The 16,984-nt window shown below is 69.6% G+C and carries 16 protein-coding genes; 6 read left to right on the forward strand and 10 right to left on the reverse strand.

Annotation, left to right across the window (positions count from 1 at the left end; translation table 11 throughout):
• Positions 1-39: 39 nt before the first annotated feature.
• Entirely contained in the window at positions 40-429 is a 390-nt protein-coding gene (locus tag ACFYYJ_RS11625; RefSeq protein WP_389131126.1) for a VOC family protein, read from the reverse strand.
• Positions 430-543: 114 nt separating this feature from the next.
• Between ACFYYJ_RS11625 and ACFYYJ_RS11630 the strand changes: the two genes are divergently transcribed.
• Positions 544-1,137, forward strand: a complete 594-nt coding sequence (locus ACFYYJ_RS11630) for a 3'-5' exoribonuclease domain-containing protein (RefSeq protein ID WP_389131129.1) — start codon at positions 544-546, stop codon at positions 1,135-1,137.
• Positions 1,138-1,186: 49 nt separating this feature from the next.
• On the opposite strand, the gene ACFYYJ_RS11635 is transcribed toward ACFYYJ_RS11630, so the two are convergent.
• Complete coding sequence (locus tag ACFYYJ_RS11635; protein WP_389131132.1) at positions 1,187-3,241, reverse strand: ATP-binding protein; 2,055 nt, start codon at positions 3,239-3,241, stop codon at positions 1,187-1,189.
• Between the two features lie 149 nt (positions 3,242-3,390).
• On the opposite strand from ACFYYJ_RS11635, the gene ACFYYJ_RS11640 reads away from it, so the two are divergent.
• A complete protein-coding gene (locus ACFYYJ_RS11640) occupies positions 3,391-4,470 on the forward strand; it encodes an Lrp/AsnC family transcriptional regulator (RefSeq protein ID WP_385364955.1) in 1,080 nt (359 codons plus the stop codon).
• A 166-nt stretch (positions 4,471-4,636) separates the two neighbouring features.
• On the opposite strand, the gene ACFYYJ_RS11645 is transcribed toward ACFYYJ_RS11640, so the two are convergent.
• The 7 genes from ACFYYJ_RS11645 to ACFYYJ_RS11675 form a co-directional block, all read right to left on the reverse strand.
• Positions 4,637-6,037: a nucleobase:cation symporter-2 family protein gene (locus ACFYYJ_RS11645; protein ID WP_389131134.1), complete on the reverse strand. Its 1,401-nt coding sequence runs from the start codon at positions 6,035-6,037 to the stop codon at positions 4,637-4,639.
• A 348-nt stretch (positions 6,038-6,385) separates the two neighbouring features.
• A complete protein-coding gene (locus ACFYYJ_RS11650) occupies positions 6,386-7,789 on the reverse strand; it encodes an 8-oxoguanine deaminase (RefSeq protein WP_385362286.1) in 1,404 nt (467 codons plus the stop codon).
• Between the two features lie 214 nt (positions 7,790-8,003).
• Positions 8,004-8,927, reverse strand: coding sequence for a factor-independent urate hydroxylase (gene pucL, locus ACFYYJ_RS11655; RefSeq protein ID WP_384747269.1), 924 nt, complete (start codon positions 8,925-8,927; stop codon positions 8,004-8,006).
• Between the two features lies 1 nt (position 8,928).
• Positions 8,929-9,321: a hydroxyisourate hydrolase gene (uraH, locus tag ACFYYJ_RS11660; RefSeq protein WP_376658319.1), complete on the reverse strand. Its 393-nt coding sequence runs from the start codon at positions 9,319-9,321 to the stop codon at positions 8,929-8,931.
• 2 nt (positions 9,322-9,323) lie between these two features.
• On the reverse strand, positions 9,324-9,842 hold the full coding sequence (gene uraD / locus ACFYYJ_RS11665) for a 2-oxo-4-hydroxy-4-carboxy-5-ureidoimidazoline decarboxylase (RefSeq protein WP_385121458.1): 519 nt from the start codon (positions 9,840-9,842) through the stop codon (positions 9,324-9,326).
• Between the two features lie 153 nt (positions 9,843-9,995).
• Complete coding sequence (locus tag ACFYYJ_RS11670) at positions 9,996-10,394, reverse strand: helix-turn-helix domain-containing protein (protein ID WP_385121456.1); 399 nt, start codon at positions 10,392-10,394, stop codon at positions 9,996-9,998.
• Complete coding sequence (locus tag ACFYYJ_RS11675; protein WP_385121454.1) at positions 10,391-10,642, reverse strand: thiamine-binding protein; 252 nt, start codon at positions 10,640-10,642, stop codon at positions 10,391-10,393. The genes ACFYYJ_RS11670 and ACFYYJ_RS11675 overlap by 4 nt, the downstream gene beginning before the upstream one ends.
• A gap of 125 nt (positions 10,643-10,767) precedes the next feature.
• Here ACFYYJ_RS11675 and ACFYYJ_RS11680 point away from each other — a divergent pair, with 125 nt between their 5' ends.
• The 4 genes from ACFYYJ_RS11680 (at position 10,768) to ACFYYJ_RS11695 (ending at position 15,339) form a co-directional block, all read left to right on the forward strand.
• Positions 10,768-11,601, forward strand: coding sequence for a TIM barrel protein (locus ACFYYJ_RS11680; RefSeq protein WP_385121452.1), 834 nt, complete (start codon positions 10,768-10,770; stop codon positions 11,599-11,601).
• A gap of 74 nt (positions 11,602-11,675) precedes the next feature.
• Positions 11,676-12,566, forward strand: a complete 891-nt coding sequence (locus ACFYYJ_RS11685; RefSeq protein ID WP_385362282.1) for a 2-hydroxy-3-oxopropionate reductase — start codon at positions 11,676-11,678, stop codon at positions 12,564-12,566.
• Positions 12,567-12,777: 211 nt separating this feature from the next.
• Positions 12,778-14,235 (forward strand): catalase, encoded by a 1,458-nt coding sequence (locus ACFYYJ_RS11690; RefSeq protein ID WP_385121447.1) that lies wholly within the window; start codon positions 12,778-12,780, stop codon positions 14,233-14,235.
• 534 nt (positions 14,236-14,769) lie between these two features.
• Entirely contained in the window at positions 14,770-15,339 is a 570-nt protein-coding gene (locus ACFYYJ_RS11695; protein ID WP_389131142.1) for an RICIN domain-containing protein, read from the forward strand.
• A gap of 97 nt (positions 15,340-15,436) precedes the next feature.
• Here the strand turns inward: ACFYYJ_RS11695 and ACFYYJ_RS11700 are convergent, their stop codons facing one another.
• Positions 15,437-16,624 (reverse strand): APC family permease, encoded by a 1,188-nt coding sequence (locus tag ACFYYJ_RS11700; protein WP_389131144.1) that lies wholly within the window; start codon positions 16,622-16,624, stop codon positions 15,437-15,439.
• Between the last annotated feature and the right edge of the window lie 360 nt (positions 16,625-16,984).

The following is a 16,984-nucleotide window of genomic DNA, read 5'->3' on the forward strand; positions in this document are numbered from 1 at the left end:
CGCTCCTCCATGGATTCGGCTCCTCCAAGGACTCGGCTCCTACACGGACTCGCTGAGCACGGACAGGACGTTGCCCGCAGGGTCCTTGAACCAGGCGATGGCGGCGGGCCCGTCGTCCTGGCGGACGATGCCCTTCGCATCGGCCTCGAACCCCTCGTAGCGCTCGAAACGGACGCCCTTCGCGGTGAGTTCGTCGACCGCCTTCTCGACGTCGGCCACGGGGAAGTTGAGGATCGTGAAGGACGCGGGCTCGTGATCGTCCTTCGCGTAGACCATCACCTTCGTGCCGCCGGCGAGGTGCAGCGTCAGCAGCGGCATCCGCGGCTCGTCCTCGGTGACGCGGAGCCCGAGCGTGCCTCCGTAGAACTCCTTGGCCCGACCCAGGTCGTCGACGGAGAAGCCGCTGAACGCCTTGGTGTCCTCGAACATGATCACTACCTCGATCCGCCGCGCGTCCCTCTTCCCAGTCTGCTCCCGGGCCCCACCGCCGTCGACCGGGAAATGAGGTGATCGCCCGGGGGCTCGGCCGGCATGCTCTCGCGCATGGCAGTCCGCAACGCACGTCCCAGCCTGTACGTCTCCGTCGACATCGAGGCCGACGGACCCATTCCCGGACCGTATTCGATGATCAGCTTCGGGGCCGCCGTCGCCGGCCGGCAGGACGGCGACTCGTATACGGCCGCCGACCCCGAGCGGCACACCTTCTACCGGGAGCTGCGGCCGATCAGCGACGCGTACGTGCCCGAGGCGCTCGCCGTCAGCGGGCTGGACCGCGACCGGCTCGTCCGCGAGGGCGAGGACCCGGCGGCCGCCATGGACGCGTTCCGCGCCTGGGTGCGCGAGGTGTCGGCGGAGGCGGGCGCACAGCCCGTGATGTGCGGCTATCCGGCCTCCTTCGACTGGACCTTCCTGTACTGGTACCTGATGCGGTTCGGCGGGGACAGCCCCTTCGGACACTCCGGCTGCCTGGACATGAAGACCCTGTACGCGACGAAGGCGCGGGTGCCGCTGCGCGCCGCGGTCAAGGGCCGGATGCCGCGCGAACTGCGCTCCACGCGCCGGCACACGCACCACGCGCTCGACGACGCCGTGGAGCAGGCCGAACTGATGAGCAATCTGATGCTCTGGACGCCGTGAGGCCATGAGGCCCTGACGCCGTGAGACCTGACGACCGACGCCCCGAGGCTCAGGGTTCCGGGAGCAGGCGGCTCAGCGGCGTGCGGGCGCCCTCGCGGAGGGCCGAGCGGAAGGCCTCGGGGCTGAGCCGGGCGCGCAGGACCCGTTCGGCTCGGGGGGCGGGCGCGGCGGCCGGGCGGGTGCGGGAGACGCAGCCGAGCAGCCGTGCGGCCTCCGCGTACCGTCCCCGGTCCGCCTCCAGTTCCGCGAGCACTTCCGCCGCGAAGGCCTGCCCCACGCCGTCGCCGAGGGCGATCAGGGTTCCCAGGGTGCGCAGCAGGGCGGCCCGGGCCGCGGCCTGACGGCCCTCGTGGCGGTGGACCACGGCGCGGGCGAAGTCGCTCCAGGCCCGCGCCCACGGATCGCCACGGCGACCCGACGGGCCGCTGCCGGGGCCACCCGGCAGGATGGCCGACGGCCCGGCGAGGGGGCCACCCGACGGGCCCGGGAGCGGGCCCGGAAGGCCGTCCTCGGCCGGGGGCGGCGTCGGGTCGGTGTGGGCGAGGGCCATGGCGTACGCGGCTCGCAGCGCCTCCCGGCCGGGGCCGAACTCCGGTTCCTCCGGCAGCAGTTCCAGCCCCTCCAGGCACTCCCCGGCGGCGTCCTCGTACCGCTCCTCCCACAGCGCGACCGTGCCCCGCACGTGCGCGAGGTAGGCGAGGCAGGTGTCCTCCCCCTCCTGCACGGCCGCACTCCACGCCTCGACCAGCAGCGGGTCCGCCGCGGCCGCCTCGCCGAGGCTCGCCACCAGCCAGGCGGCCAGCCACAGCGCGCGGGCCGGTCGCGGCGCCGGATGCAGGGCGAGGGCGCGTTCCACATGGCGCCGGCCCTCCTCCGTCAGCCCGCAGGCGGACCACAGGAACCACAGCGACACGGCGATCTCCAGGGCGGCGGCCGGGCCTGTCGCGGACAGCGGGTTCATCGCCGCCCGCAGCTCCGGCAGCTCCCGCAGGGCCAACTCCCGCGCCGCCTCCTGGGCGCCCTCCCGCCACAGCTGCGCCGCCTTCTCCGCCAGCACCCGGCAGCGCTCGTGGTGGCGCCGGGCGGCCGTCGTACCGTCCCCGGCCGGGCCGTGCGCGAGCCGCCGGGCCGCGTGGGCGCGTACGGAGAGCGGCAGCCGGTAGCGGCCCGGCCCACCGTCGGCGAGCAGACCGGGTACGAGGTCCCGCAGCACCTCGGCGGCGCCCTCCCGGGTGAGCACGCCGAACCCGCACACCTCCGCGGCGGCCGCCAGGTCGAAGGAACCGGCGAACACGGACAGCCGCTCCCGCACCAGCCGCTCGGCGGGCGGCGCCAGCCGGTACGAGCGCTCCGCGTCGACCCGGGTGCCCCGCCCCGCGCCGCCCGCGAGGAAGGTCAGCGGATCCGCGGCCAGCCGCCGCAGCGCCTGGTCCGGGGCGTACTGGTGCGAGCGTCCGGCGGCGAGCTCCAGCGCGCCCGGGATCCCGTCCAGGGCCCGGCACAAGGCCGCCACGTCCGCGGCGTTGCGTTCGGTCAGCACGAACAAGGGATCGGCGCCCCGGGCCCGTTCCTCGAAGAGCCGTACGGCCGCGTACCCGGCCATCTCCGCCACCGGCATGCGCTCCGCGGGCGCGCCGGGCCCGCCGTGCCCACCGACCACCACGGGCCCCGGCGGCAGCGACAGCGGCGGAACGGCCACCTCGACCTCCTCGCGGAGCCACAGACGGCGCTGCGAGGTGGCCAGAATCCGCAGCCCGGGAAGCGCGGCGAGCAGCCGTCCGGCCAGACCCCGGGCCTGTCCGGGGAGTTGCTCGCAGCCGTCGAGCACCAGCAGCACCTCGCGACCCGCGAGCGCGGCCGCCAGCCCGGCCTCCAGCTCCGGCAGCCGCGGCGGGTCCACCCGGGCCGCCTCGGCCCAGCACACGTCGCTGCCGTCGCTGCTGGTCAGGGACCGTACGGTGCGCACGGCGAGCCGGGTCTTGCCGATGCCGGCCGGGCCGGTGAGGGTGACCAGGCGTTCGACCGCGAGCAGTTTCGCGACGGCGGCCAACTCCCGTTCCCGACCGATGAAGCTGGACAGCTCCGCGGGCACCGTCTGGCGCATGCCCGAGCCGGCCTCCCCCACAGATCCTCCCCCGATGTCCTGAACCCGCCTGCGGCAGCCCGGGTGAGCTGTTCAATGCAGGAAGAGAGATGATCGGCCGAAAGTCCGGATGACCGAACGGCTACCGGGAGATCCACCAGGTGAGGGTGATGAATTCGGCCATTTCCGCCATGGACGACATGGACCGGGCGCTCGTCCACGCGCTGCAACTCGCCCCGCGCGCGAGCTGGGAGCGGCTGGGACCGGTGCTCGGCGCCCGCCCGGACACGCTCGCACGCCGCTGGGAGCGGCTGACGGAGTCCGGCGAGGCATGGATCAGCGGTATCGGTCTGCGCACCGGCAGCACGCCGCCCCGGATGGCCTGGGTGGAGGTCACCTGCGCCGCGGGCACCTCCCCGGCGGTGGGCGCCGCACTCGCCGGCGATCCGCACGCCCTGGGCGTGGAGCACGTCACCGGCGGCCGTGACCTGCTGGTCTTCGTGGCGGTGCCGGACCTGCACGCGCTGTACCGGTACCTGTCCTTCCGGGTGCAGCTGATCCCCGGGGTGGTCTCGACCCGGTCCTCGGTGGTCACGGCCGTGCACTACGCCCCCGACCGCTGGCGGCTCGACCAGTTGACCCCGGCGCAGAGCGACCGGCTGACCGGGCGGACCGGCCGGACCCGGCGCCCGCCCGGCGGACCGCTCTCGGCGGCGCCGTCGGCCACGGCCACGATGGCGGCGGAGGAAAGGCCGCTCGTCCTGGCCCTCGCCTCCGACGCGCGGCGCAGCGTGGCCTCGCTGGCCAGGGAGTTCGCCATGAGCGAGTCGACCCTGCGCAGGCGCCTGGCCCGGCTGGAGGCGGGGCAGGGCCTGCGCTTCAGCAGTGCGCTGGCGTCGGGGCTGTCGGGGTGGCCGGTCGCGGCGACGGTGTGGGCGGAGGTGGCCGAGTACGAGGTGGCGGACTGCGCGGCGGCGGCAGCGGGACTGCGCGAGACCCGTATGTGCATGTCCGTGAGCGGGCGCTGGAACTTCGTGATCAGCGCGCGGCTGCGCACGCTGGAGGACCTCTCGCGCTACACCTCCGATCTCGCCCGGCGGCTGCCCGGGCTCCGGATCACGGACTCGGCGGTGTCGTTGTACGTACGCAAGTGCGAGGCGCAGGAGTTGGACCACGAGGGCCGCCGGATCCGGACGGTCCCGCCGGACATCTGGTCGGACCCGGCGCCGGGCTCCTCCCGGATGGTCTGAGGGGCCGAGGGGACGCGGACACGGCTGTGCGCACGCCACACCCGCAGTGGGTGACGTGCGCACAGCCGTGAACGGTTCGTACGGGGCCTGGCCCGGACTGGACTGGACTGGCCGGGCCGGGCCGGGCCGGGCCGGGCCGGGCCGGGCCGGGCCGGGCCGGGCCGGGTCAGTGCACGGGCACCGGTTCCGGTCCGGAGGCCAGGGCGGCGTCCTTCTTCGCACCGAGGTGGTTGAAGGCCAGGTTGAGCAGGATCGCCACGACGCAACCGGTGCTGATGCCGGAGTCGAGGACCACGAGGAGGTCCTTCGGGAAGGCGTGGTAGAAGTTCGGCGCGGCGATCGGGATCAGGCCGATGCCCACGGAGGCGGCGACGATCAGGGCGTTCTCGCCCTTCTCCATGGCGGCCCCGGCCAGGGTCTGGATTCCGCTGGCGGCGACCGAACCGAAGAGGACGATGCCGGCGCCGCCGAGGACGGGCAGCGGGACCACGCCGATGACGGAGGCCGCCATCGGACAGAGGCCGAGCAGGATCAGGATGCCGCCGCCGGCGGCGACGACGAACCGGCTGCGCACCTTGGTCATGGCGACGAGCCCGATGTTCTGGGCGAAGGCGCTGCACATGAACCCGTTGAAGAGCGGACTGAGCGCGCTGCCGAGGGTGTCGGCGCGCAGGCCGCCCTCGATGGTCTTCGAGTCCGCCGGACGGCCGACGATCTTGCCGAGCGCCAGGATGTCGGCGGTGGACTCGGTCATGCAGACCAGCATGACGATGCACATCGAGATGATCGCGGCGACCTGGAACTGCGGGGCGCCGAAGTGGAACGGGGTCGGGAAGCCGATGACCGAAGCGTTCTTGACGGCGTCGAAGTTGGTCATGCCGAGCGGGAGCGCGACGAGCGTGCCGGCGACCAGGCCGAGCAGGATGGAGATCTGCTGGAGGAAGCCGGTCAGGAACTTGCGCATCAGCAGGACGATGACCAGGGTGAGCGCGGCCATGCCGATGTTCTTCATCGAGCCGTAGTCGGCGGCGGTGCGGTTCCCGCCCTGCGACCAGTTGAAGGCGACGGGCAGGAGCGAGACGCCGATCAGGGTGATGACCGTGCCGGTGACGACCGGCGGGAAGAACCGGACGAGCTTGCCGAAGTAGGGAGCGGCGAAGAATCCGAGGATTCCGGCGACGATGATCGCGCCGAAGATGACGGGGATCGCGTTGTCCCCCTCCCCCTTGCCTATCGCGATCATGGGGGTGACACCGGCGAACGAAACGCCGTTGACGAAGGGGAGCTTGGCCCCGATCTTCCAGAACCCGAGGGTCTGGAGCAGGGTGGCGAGGCCCGCGGTGAAGAGGGACGCGCCCATCAGGAAGGCGGTCTCCGTTGCCGAGAGGCCGACGGCGGGGCCGACGATCATGGGCGGGGCGACGACACCCGCGTACATGGCCGCCACGTGCTGGAGCCCGCTGGTGACCATCTTGAGCGGGGGAAGGGTCTCATCGACCGGGTGTTTGTCCCCGGAGCCCTCTGGTACTGCGACTGCTTCTTTGCGAAACCTGGGCGGCAGGGCCACGGCTTCCTCCGGTCGTTATTTAGACACGTCGCCAAGGACATGGGTTCAGGGAGGTGGTGCGAAAGCTGTGCGAGTCGAGCCTGTATGGAGTTGTGGTGGTGCGAATGCTTTTCCCAAGGGGTGCGGAAACGACGGCGGAACGGTTCGCCCAAAACGGTTCTGCTGCTGTTCCCACGCGTGGCGGAGCCGTGAGGCAACGCTGTGTGGAGATGCCGGATGGCAGGTTTCACCGCCCCCAGGGGCGCCCGAGGAAATTCCTCGGGCGCTCCCGGGAACGGCTGCCGCGGACCCCGCTCGGGTCCGCGGCGACCGGCCGGGGGCCGTCCCCCCCGGCCGGACTCCGTGGGGTCAGGCCTGCGCGGTGATCCGCGCGAGGCGCTGGGCCTCTTCCCGCGTGGACGCGGCGATGGCGTCCTCGTCGGCGAAGAGGAGTCGGTTGTCCTCCACGATCTGCTTCCCGTTGACGAACGAGGCCGTCACCGGGGCGGCCGCACCGAAGACCAGCGCGGTCACCGGGTCGGCGATCGAGGAGTGGAGGAACGTGCTCAGGTTCCACAGCACCAGGTCGGCGCACTTGCCGACCTCCAGCGAACCGATGTTGTCGGCGCGGCCGAGGACCTGGGCGCCACCGTACGTACCCAGGCGCAGGGCCTGGCGCGCGTTCAGGGCGCGCTCGCGGTGGATCGGGTTCAGGCGGTTGATCAGGAGCGCGTTGCGCAGCTCGGTGTGCAGCTCACCGGACTCGTTGGAGGCGGTGCCGTCCACGCCGAGGCCGACCGGAACACCGGCGGCGAGCATGTCCGGAACGCGGGCGATGCCGGCGGCCAGACGGGCGTTGGAGGACGGGCAGTGCGCGACACCGGTCTTCGTACGGGCGAAGGCCGCGATGTCGGAGTCGTTCATGTGGACGCTGTGGGCCATCCACACGTCCTCGCCGAGCCAGCCGGTGGACTCGAAGTAGTCGGTCGGGCCCATGCCGAAGAGTTCCTTGCAGAACTGCTCTTCCTCGACGGTCTCCGAACCGTGCGTGTGCATGCGCACACCCAGGCGGCGTGCCAGCTCGGCGCCCTGCTTCAGCAGCTCGGTCGAGACCGAGAAGGGGGAGCAAGGCGCGACGGCGACCTGGGTCATCGAGTCGAAGGAGGCGTCGTGGTGCTTCTTCACGGTCGCCTCGGTGTCGGCGAGCGCACCCTCGAGGGTCTCGACGGCGTGGTCCGGCGGCAGGCCGCCGTCCTTCACGCTGCGGTCCATGGAACCGCGGGCGAGGGTGAAGCGGACGCCCATCTCGGAGGCGGCGCGGATGATCGACCCGGAGAGGTCGCCGGAACCCTTGGGGAAGACGTAGTGGTGGTCCATCGCAGTGGTGACGCCACCCCTGGCCATCGCGGCGAGGGAGCCCTGCGCGGCCGTGTACGTCATCTGCTCGTCGATGAGCGCCCAGGTCGGGTAGAGCGCCACGAGCCAGTTGAACAGGTTGTGGTCGGTGGCCAGGCCGCGGGTGATCCACTGGTAGAAGTGGTGGTGCGTGTTGACCAGACCGGGGGTCACGAGGTGCCCGGTGGCGTCGATACGACGGACTACGTTGTCGAGGTTCTCGGGGGCACTGCCCGCACCGATGAACTCGATCTTGTTCCCCGCTACGACCACGTGACCCGAGGCGTACTCGGTGTCGTTGGCGTCGACGGTTGCAATCGCACAGTTTTCGATGACGATCCGCTCTGCGGAGGCGTCGATCGCGGAAGATGCTGCCATGGGACTTCCCTGTTTCAGTGGCGATGCGGGCACGGCAAAACCCAGGGGATTTGAGTGCCGGAGCCGGGGGCCTTGGCAGCTGACAGTACTGCCGCCCCATATGTTGCTACCGGGTGCCGATTCATGATCTCGATCATGAAGTTGAAGAGTGTCGCGCTGTCCCGGGGCCACTGCGGAGCCCCGGGACGGCACGTGCCGAGCTTCGACCGGACCCTTAGAGGTTGGTCATGTCCACGGGAATGCGGGCATCCACGCCGTCGCGGAGGATCGTGGCCTCGATGAGACCGTACGGACGGTCCGCGGCGAAGTACACCTCATTGTCGTTCTTGAGGCCGAAGGGCTCAAGGTCAACCAGGAAGTGGTGCTTGTTCGGGAGCGAGAAGCGGACCTCGTCGATCTCCGAGCGGTGGTTGATGATGCGCGAACCCATCTGGTACAGGGTCTGCTGCAGCGAGAGGGAGTAGGTCTCCGCGAAGGCCTGAAGCATGTGCTTCTTGACCTCGGTGTAGGACTTCTCCCAGTTGGGCATCCGCTGCTCGTCGTCCGACCAGTTGAAGCGCCAGCGACCCGACACCTGGGTGGCCAGGATGCGGTCGTACGCCTCCTGCAGGGTCGTGTACTTGTCCTTCACGTAACCCCAGAACTCGGAGTTCGTGGAGTTCATGACGATCAGGTCCTTGAGGCCGGAGATGACCTCCCAGTTCTGACCGTCGTACGTGATCTGGGTGACGCGGGTCTCCATGCCCTTGCGGACGAAGGAGTGGTTCACCTCGTCGGCGCCGATGAACTTGGAGTTGGCGTCGGACGTGGCGATCCGGTCCCAGGCGTACTCCTCGATCCGGATGCGCGCGCGCTTGATCGGCTCCTGGCTGGTGACGAACCAGCGCGCCAGATGGATGCCGAACTGCTCGGCCGACTCGATGCCGTATTCCTTGGCGAACGCGTACACCGTGTTCTTGGTGGTGTCGGTCGGAAGGCAGTTGGCGTTCGAACCGTTGTAGTGGACGTCGTCCATGTCGCCGGAGAGGGCGACCGAGACGTTCAGGTCCTTGATGTGGTGGGTGTCGCCGTCCCGCGTGATCTTGACTACGCGGTTCTCTGCTTTGCCGTACTGGTTCTGGCCCAGAATCGTGGCCATGCTAGCTCCCTCGGTAAACGGAGTAGCCGAACGGGTTGAGCAGCAGCGGTACGTGGTAGTGCTCGCCCGGGTTCACCGCGAAAGTGATGGTGACCTCGGGGAAAAACGTACTGCTGTCCCTTACGCGGGGGGCGTCCTGCTGCGCCTCGGCGGCTTGCTTCTTGGAAAAGTACGTCTCGGTCTCGAAGTCGAGACGCACGTGTGTGGTGCCCTCCGGCAGGGCCGGCAGGTCCTTGCAGCGCCCGTCCGCATCGGTGGCGGAGCCGCCCAGGGCCGCCCACTCGCCGTCGAGACCCGTACGGGCCGACAGGGAGATGGCGACGCCCTCGGCGGGCTTGCCGATGCTGGTGTCCAGGATGTGCGTGGACACCGACGCGGTGGTCTCGGTGCTCATGCTCACGCTCCTTCTTCTACGAGTTCGACGAGTCGGGTCAGGCGGATCTTGTTGATCTTGACGAGCTCACCACGGGCGATCTCTCGCTCCTGTTCCGGCGAGTTGTCGATCCGGACCTTGACCGCGTCCCGCATGAACTCACCGGTCGCACCGGTGGCGCAGATGAGGAAGACGTGGCCGAACTTCTCCTGGTAGGCCAGGTTCAGTTCGAGGAGCTCGCTCTTGAGCTCCTCCGAGGCACCGGCCATGCCACGCTGCTCGCGGGCGGAGGTCGGGTCTCCCGGCTTCGGCCGGCCGATCGGCGCGTGGCCTCCCATGGCCTCGCCCAGGTCGTCCGCGGTGAGCTCCGCCATGGCGGCCTCGTTCGCGGAGAACAGGGAATCGGCGCTGGCGAAGGGGCGCTGGGCGAGCATCTTGCTCCCCCATGCCGAACTGGCGCACACCTCGTGCAGCTCGGCCGTGGCCGCGCTGTCATCCAAGGCGTTGAACCGGGTGAGACCCGGGGTCGGACTCGAAGTCACGGTAGGCCTCCGTGGCCTGTTGTTGCTTGACGGGCTCCGCATAGCTAACGCCCTCGACAACACGGCGTCAACACTTTGTTGAAACTTCGCGTACACAAAAGCCGCCGCCCGGGTGAATTGGGCGGCGGCTCGTCACTGTGGGTGAGTTTACGTTCACGTTTGGCTGTTTTTGCCGGATCCCTTTTGAGCCCCGGCGTCCCGGTTCAGGTAGTTGTAGACCGTGAATCGGCTTACGCCCAGTGCGCCCGCGACCGTTTCCACACCGTGCCGCACGGAGAAGGCGCCTCGCGCCTCCAGTATGCGTACGACGTCCTGCTTGGACTTCCGGTCGAGCTGTGACAACGGTACGCCGTGACGGCGCTCCAGGGCGGCCAGGATGTGGTCCAGCGAGTCAGAGAGCTGGGGCAGGCGCACGGCCAGCAGCTCCTCGCCCTCCCAGGTCAGCACGACGTCGTCGGGCTGCGCCAGGGCCGGATCCATCAGTTCGCCGCCCATGGCGTCGATCAGCGGCTTGACCGCGGCGACGAAGGGGTGGTCGCGGGGCTCGGTCATGGCGCCTCCTCCCCGATCACGTTGACCTGGAGCGAGACGCGCGTCGCGCCGGCCTCCAGGGAATCGCGCAGCAGCGCGCGCACGGCGTCCAGCACCCGCTCGGCCTCGCCCTCGGCGGTGTTGCCGAACGGGCCGACGTCCACCGCCTCCAGCTGGGCCTTCTGGATGACCTCGCGGGCCGCCACGGCGTGGGCAGGAGCCTCTTCGAGGTCGAAGGGCTCGGTCGTGAACTCCACTCTCAATCGCACGCGGTCAAGCTACCTCTCGGTCACGATTTTCCGGGAGTCCGCACTTGACATCCACGCGCAAGCCCATGCAGTCTTCCATCAGGCAGAAACAAACTTCCGCAATACGGAAGGAGCGCACACCCCTCATGGGATACACGGACCAGCGCTTCGATGTAAACCTTTCGATCCTCTTCACGGAACTCCCGCTCCTGGAGCGCCCCGCGGCTGCCGCCGCGGCGGGCTTCACGGCGGTCGAGCTGTGGTGGCCCTGGATCGAGACCCCCACCCCCGCCCAGGCAGAGCTGGACGCCCTCAAGAAGGCTCTCGAGGACGCCGGCACGCAGCTGGTGGGCCTGAACTTCTACGCCGGCCAGCTGCCGGGCCCGGACCGCGGCGCGGTCTCGGTTCCCGGTGAGGAGTCGGAGCGCTTCAACGCCAACATCAACGTGGCGGCGGACTTCGCCGCCTCGGTCGGCTGCAAGGCGCTGAACGCCCTGTACGGCAACCGCGTCGAAGGCGTGGACCCGGCCGTCCAGGACGAGCTCGCCCTGAAGAACCTGGTCGTCGCGGCCCAGGCCGCGGACCGCGTCGGCGCGATCCTCCTGATCGAGACGCTGAACAAGCCCGAGTCGCCGCTCTACCCGCTGGTGAGCGCCCCGGCCGGCATCGAGGTAGTGGACAAGGTGAACGAGGCCACCGGCCTCGGCAACGCCAAGTTCCTGCTCGACCTGTACCACCTGGCGATGAACGATGAGGACCTCTCCGAGGTCATCGAAAAGTACGCCGCCAAGACCGGGCACGTCCAGATCGCGGACAAGCCCGGACGCGGTGCCCCCGGCACCGGAGAGCTGCCCCTCGAAGACCTGCTGGACCAGCTGAAGAAGGCCGGTTACCAGGGCTACGTGGGCCTGGAGTACAAGGCTGCCGACGCCGCCGCGTCCTTCGAGTGGCTGCCGGCCGAGGCCCGCGCCGCCAAGTAAGAGGACAAAGTCCGGGCGATCGGCCAGGCACCTCTCGCACTTTTCGTACGAAGCATTAAGAGAAGGACCTCATCATGAGCAACCTCCCCAAGATCGCGTGGATCGGTCTCGGCATCATGGGCTCCCCCATGGCCGAGAACCTCCTGAAGGCCGGCTACTCGGTCACCGGTTTCACCCTGGAGCAGGACAAGCTGGACCGTCTGGCCGCCGCCGGCGGTTCCGCGGCCGGCTCGATCGCCGAGGCCGTGGCCGACGCCGACGTCATCATCACGATGGTGCCCGCCTCCCCGCAGGTCGAGGCCATCAACTACGGCCCGAACGGCATCCTCGAGAACGCCAAGTCCGGTGCGCTGATCATCGACATGTCGTCGATCACCCCGCAGACCTCCATCGACCTGGCGAAGAACGCCGCCGAGAAGGGCATCCGCGTCATCGACGCCCCGGTGTCCGGCGGCGAGGCCGGCGCCATCGAGGCCGTCCTGTCGATCATGGTGGGTGGCGAGCAGGCCGACTTCGACGCGGCCCTGCCGATCCTCGAGGCCCTCGGCAAGGTCATCGTCCTGTGCGGTCCGCACGGCTCAGGCCAGACGGTGAAGGCCGCCAACCAGCTCATCGTCGCGGTGAACATCCAGGCGTGCGCCGAGGCCGTCGTCTTCCTCGAGAAGTCCGGCGTGAACCTCGAAGCCGCTCTGGACGTGCTCAACGGCGGTCTGGCCGGCTCCACGGTCCTGACCCGCAAGAAGGACAACTTCCTGAACCGCGACTTCAAGCCCGGTTTCCGGATCGACCTGCACCACAAGGACATGGGCATCGTCACCGACGCCGCCCGCAACGTCGGTGCGGCCCTCCCGGTCGGCGCGGTCGTCGCCCAGCTGGTCGCCTCGCTGCGCGCCCAGGGTGACGGTGGCCTGGACCACTCCGCCCTGCTCCGTGCGGTCGAGCGCCTCTCCGGCGCCCAGCTCTGATCTTCCAGAGCACCCTTCCCCCTTGGGGGACCTGAGTTTCCGGATGGCGTCGGTGCTGACACCTGTCCTGTCGCGCCCAAGTGCCGACGCCGTCCGGATCACCTCTCCTCAACTTTGTTCAACAAACTGTTGACGTTTAGTTCATGCCGAAATTAGGCTCCGCATGGCGGAAGACACTTTCCGTCAGCAGTTACCCGTACGGAAGGTCACCATGTCGAAGCGCACGCTGACGACCGAGTCCGGCGCCCCGGTCGCCGACAATCAGAACTCCGCCACCGCCGGCGTCGGTGGCCCCCTGCTGGTCCAGGACCAGCAGCTGATCGAGAAGCTTGCCCGCTTCAACCGGGAGCGCATCCCGGAGCGCGTGGTGCACGCCCGCGGTTCCGCCGCGTACGGCTACTTCGAGGTGACCGACGACGTCACCGCGTACACCAGCGCCGCGTTCCTGAACACGGTCGGCAAGAAGACCGAGACCTTCCTGCGGTTCTCCACCGTGGCGGACTCGCTCGGTGGCGCGGACGCCGTCCGTGACCCGCGCGGCTTCGCGCTGAAGTTCTACACCGAAGAGGGCAACTACGACCTCGTCGGCAACAACACCCCGGTGTTCTTCATCAAGGACCCGATCAAGTTCCCCGACTTCATCCACTCCCAGAAGCGCGACCCCTTCACGGGCAAGCAGGAGCCGGACAACGTCTGGGACTTCTGGGCGCACGCCCCCGAGGCGACGCACCAGATCACCTGGCTGATGGGTGACCGCGGCATCCCCGCGTCGTACCGTCACATGAACGGCTACGGCTCCCACACGTACCAGTGGACCAACGAGTCGGGCGAGGCCTTCTTCGTCAAGTACCACTTCAAGACGAACCAGGGCATCCGCTGCCTCTCGGGCGAGCAGGCCGCCGAGATCGTCGGTTCCGACGCCAACTCGCACCAGACCGACCTGCTGCAGGCCATCGAGCGCGGTGTGAACCCCTCGTGGACCCTGTACGTGCAGATCATGCCCGCCGCCGAGGCAGCGGACTACCGCTTCAACCCGTTCGACCTCACCAAGGTGTGGCCGCACAGCGACTACCCGCTGCAGCGCGTGGGCCGTCTGGTCCTCGACCGCAACCCGGACAACGTCTTCGCCGAGGTCGAGCAGTCCGCCTTCTCCCCGAACAACTTCGTTCCGGGCATCACCGCTTCGCCGGACAAGATGCTCCAGGGCCGTCTGTTCGCGTACGCCGACGCCCAGCGTTACCGCCTCGGTGTGAACCACACCCTGCTGCCGGTCAACGCCCCGAAGGCGACGAAGGCGGAGAACTACGGCCGCGACGGCGTCATGGCGCTGCGCAACGGCTCGCGCCACGACAAGAACTACGAGCCCAACTCGTACCAGGGTCCGGCCGAGACCGGTCTCGCGCTCGGCGCCCCGAAGGCCGTCTCCGGCTACACGGGCACCCACGCCGCGCCGGCCCACACCAAGGACGACGACTTCTTCCAGGCCGGTGAGCTCTACCGCCTGATGTCGGAGGCCGAGAAGCAGCGTCTGGTGGCGAACATCGCCGGCGGCCTGTCTCAGGTCACCCTCGAGGACGTCATCGAGAAGAACCTGGCTCACTTCCACGCCGCCGACGCCGACTACGGCAAGCGCGTCGAGGAGGCCGTCCGCGCCCTGCGCGACGCCTGAGCCGCAAAGCTGTACCGGGGGTCTGACGGGAGGTCAGGCCCCGGGTACCGAGCCCGACCCGCTTACCCGGATGAGGGGTGGTACGCGGTGAGGGCAGGACGAGGACCGTGGCGAGCGTGCGAGCCAGTGCGGTGGTAATGGGTTCCGAGGCCCGTCTCTTGACCTGAGGGAGACGAAGCCGGAGTTCTCGTCGCCGTTCGCCACGGTCCCAGCCAACTCCTTCCCTTCGTACGGGGGCTACGCACAGAGCCCCCCGTACGAGGCGAAGGAGCCTCCTACTCCGCCCGGCGGTGCGAACGTCCTGTCGCGCCAGCCTCGCACCGTCGGGCGGTAACAACCAGAGCGCCGAGTCACGGACGGTCCCGTGACTCGGCGCTTTGTCGTTACGGACGGTCCCGTGACTCGGCGCTTTGTCGTTTCCGAAGGCACTTGTCCACGGCGCGCGATTACCTAAAAATGATCTTGATCGGAATGTCCGATCAAGCATTTAAGGGGAATGTTTTGCTCCGCCGTCTTGCCCTCACCATCGGGTCCATGGGTCTCGTCGCCGCCTCTCTCTCGGGTCCCGCCTCGGCGGCCACGACCGCCGACGACACCCCGCAGCGCTCCGCCAAGGAGCCGCCCGTCCTCATGTCTCCGGAGACGGCCCAGCGTGTGGCCTCCTCGGCGGATCCGGCCGCTGCCGCTGCCGCCACCGGCGCCTTCCGCGTGCGCAACGAGAACAGCGGGAAGTGCCTCGTGCTCCAGGGCAAGGCGAACGGCACCCGTGCCATTCAGTACACCTGCACGACTCTCGACGACCAGTACTGGTACTTCATCGGCAGCAGTACGGACAACGTCGAGCTGAGGAACTTCAACAGCAACAAGTGCCTCGTGGTCCAGGGCACCGCGAACAACTCGCCCGCCTTCCAGTACGACTGCGACCACAACTTCGCGGATCAGCGGTGGCAGGTCCGGTTCGACGCCAACGGCAACAACTACTACATGCTGGCCAACCGCAACAGCTGGAAGTGCCTGGTCGTCCAGGGCGGCGGCGACGGCGCGGTGCCCTTCCAGTACGACTGCCACGAGCCCTTCGCCGACCAGTGGTGGTACCGGGGCTGATCCCCGAGCCCCGCGGCATCGGGGGCGTGGAAGGCGCAGGGGGTTGCGGCTCGGCCGCAGCCCCCTTTCGCGTGCCGTGGCCGGCCCGCCGGGCGTCCTACCGGAGGGGGTCCTCTCCCGGTTCGGTGTCCAGCGCCTCGCGGTCGAAGAGGAGCATGCCGAGGAAGAACAGCCCTCCCAGGAGGAGCAGGCCTCCCGCGACCACGACGGGCACCAGCGCCTCCTTCGGCGTCACGAGGACGAACAGCGCGAGCACCGTCCAGAGCAGCGCGCAGACCGCCACCGGCAGCTCCGTGCGCCCGAGGTCGAAGGCGCCCTCCTGCCGGCCCAGACGGCCGCGCACGGCCAGGTGGAGGACGATGATCGCGCCGTAGATGAGGGCCGGCAGGATCGTCGACGCCGTGATCGGCTCCAGCAGTGCCCGGCCGGGCAGCACGACCATCAGGACGAACCCGAGGACGCGGATCAGCAGGGTCGCCGGGGCCGGCGTCCGGGTACGGGGGTCGACCTTCCGCATCACCTGGTGCCCGGGGAACCGCGCGTCGCGCGACATCGCGTAGATCAGCCGGGAGCAGGAGACCATCACCACGATCCCGGCGCCGAAGAACGCGAACGAGACAGCGACGAGCAGCCCCTTCTCGGCGACCGGACCGAGCCGTTCGCGCATGATCGCCGCGACCGGCGACCCGTCGGCGCTGATCCGCGGCACATCCTCGATCGCGACGGTGAGCGCGATCAGGAAGAGCATCCCGAGGAGACCCGCGGCCACGACCGACCCCACGATCGCGCGCGGAACGGTGCGGTGGGGGTCCTTGGCCTCCTCGGCCGGGTTCGCGGCGGAGTCGAAGCCGACGAGAGTGGCCAGCCCCATGATCATCGCCACCATCAGCCCGCCGTCGACGGCGAAGTAGCCGGGCGCGTCCGCGGCGACGCCGCGCGAGGTCAGGTTGGCCGCCGAGCCGTCGCCCGTGACGAGCACGGCGATGAGGAGGGCGATCGCCACCACCACGAGGAGCGCCACCTCCAATCCCACCGCCGCCGAGTTGATCCAGCCGACCAGGCGCGTCGAGGCGATGGCGACGACGGCCTGGACGAGCAGCACCATCAGCGTGATCACCCGCGCGATGTCCTCGTCCTGCTTCATCCCGGCAAGGGGCATGAAGGCCTGACTCGCCGGCGCGTTGTCGATCGCGACGACGGCGATCGCCAGGAAGCAGAAGGTGAGCCGGCCGAACCACCACCCCGTCCGCGGGTCGGCCAGCCGGGAGGCCCATCGGTAAGCCACTGAGCACGATGCGGGCCGCGAACTGGGCCACCACCAGCGCCACCAGGGTCTGCCCCGCCGCGGCGATCAGCCACAGCCAGATCCCCACCGGTCCCGCGCTGCGCAGGACGTCGTCGTACGTGCCGAAGGCTCCGACCGCCACCGAGATGAAGGCGAACGAGATCACGAACACCTGGAAGGGGCCCAGCGTGCGCTTCAGCTCCTGCCGGTGGCCCCCGCGCTCGACATCGCCGGCGGGTGCTTCGGCGGCCCCGCCCCCGCCCCCGCCCCGCGCTCCCCCGGTACCCTGCGCCACCCCGGCCACCTCTCGTCCTCCAGCGGCCCGCCACGGCCTCGGCAGGCCCCGGGCCAGTGTCCTGG

Origin of the sequence: Streptomyces sp. NPDC002467 (genome assembly GCF_042889825.1) — a bacterium.
Classification (GTDB): domain Bacteria; phylum Actinomycetota; class Actinomycetes; order Streptomycetales; family Streptomycetaceae; genus Streptomyces.

Bases quoted from the DNA above. Each gene is read 5' to 3' on its own strand.
- ACFYYJ_RS11625 (WP_389131126.1), bottom strand. From the start codon at position 429: ATGTTCGAGGACACCAAGGCGTTCAGCGGCTTCTCCGTCGACGACCTG.
- ACFYYJ_RS11640 (WP_385364955.1), top strand. From the start codon at position 3,391: ATGAATTCGGCCATTTCCGCCATGGACGACATGGACCGGGCGCTCGTC.
- ACFYYJ_RS11670 (WP_385121456.1), bottom strand. From the start codon at position 10,394: ATGACCGAGCCCCGCGACCACCCCTTCGTCGCCGCGGTCAAGCCGCTG.
- ACFYYJ_RS11650 (WP_385362286.1), bottom strand. From the start codon at position 7,789: ATGGCAGCATCTTCCGCGATCGACGCCTCCGCAGAGCGGATCGTCATC.
- pucL (WP_384747269.1), bottom strand. From the start codon at position 8,927: ATGGCCACGATTCTGGGCCAGAACCAGTACGGCAAAGCAGAGAACCGC.
- ACFYYJ_RS11630 (WP_389131129.1), top strand. From the start codon at position 544: ATGGCAGTCCGCAACGCACGTCCCAGCCTGTACGTCTCCGTCGACATC.
- uraH (WP_376658319.1), bottom strand. From the start codon at position 9,321: ATGAGCACCGAGACCACCGCGTCGGTGTCCACGCACATCCTGGACACC.
- ACFYYJ_RS11690 (WP_385121447.1), top strand. From the start codon at position 12,778: ATGTCGAAGCGCACGCTGACGACCGAGTCCGGCGCCCCGGTCGCCGAC.
- ACFYYJ_RS11685 (WP_385362282.1), top strand. From the start codon at position 11,676: ATGAGCAACCTCCCCAAGATCGCGTGGATCGGTCTCGGCATCATGGGC.
- ACFYYJ_RS11695 (WP_389131142.1), top strand. From the start codon at position 14,770: ATGGGTCTCGTCGCCGCCTCTCTCTCGGGTCCCGCCTCGGCGGCCACG.
- ACFYYJ_RS11680 (WP_385121452.1), top strand. From the start codon at position 10,768: ATGGGATACACGGACCAGCGCTTCGATGTAAACCTTTCGATCCTCTTC.
- ACFYYJ_RS11635 (WP_389131132.1), bottom strand. From the start codon at position 3,241: ATGCGCCAGACGGTGCCCGCGGAGCTGTCCAGCTTCATCGGTCGGGAA.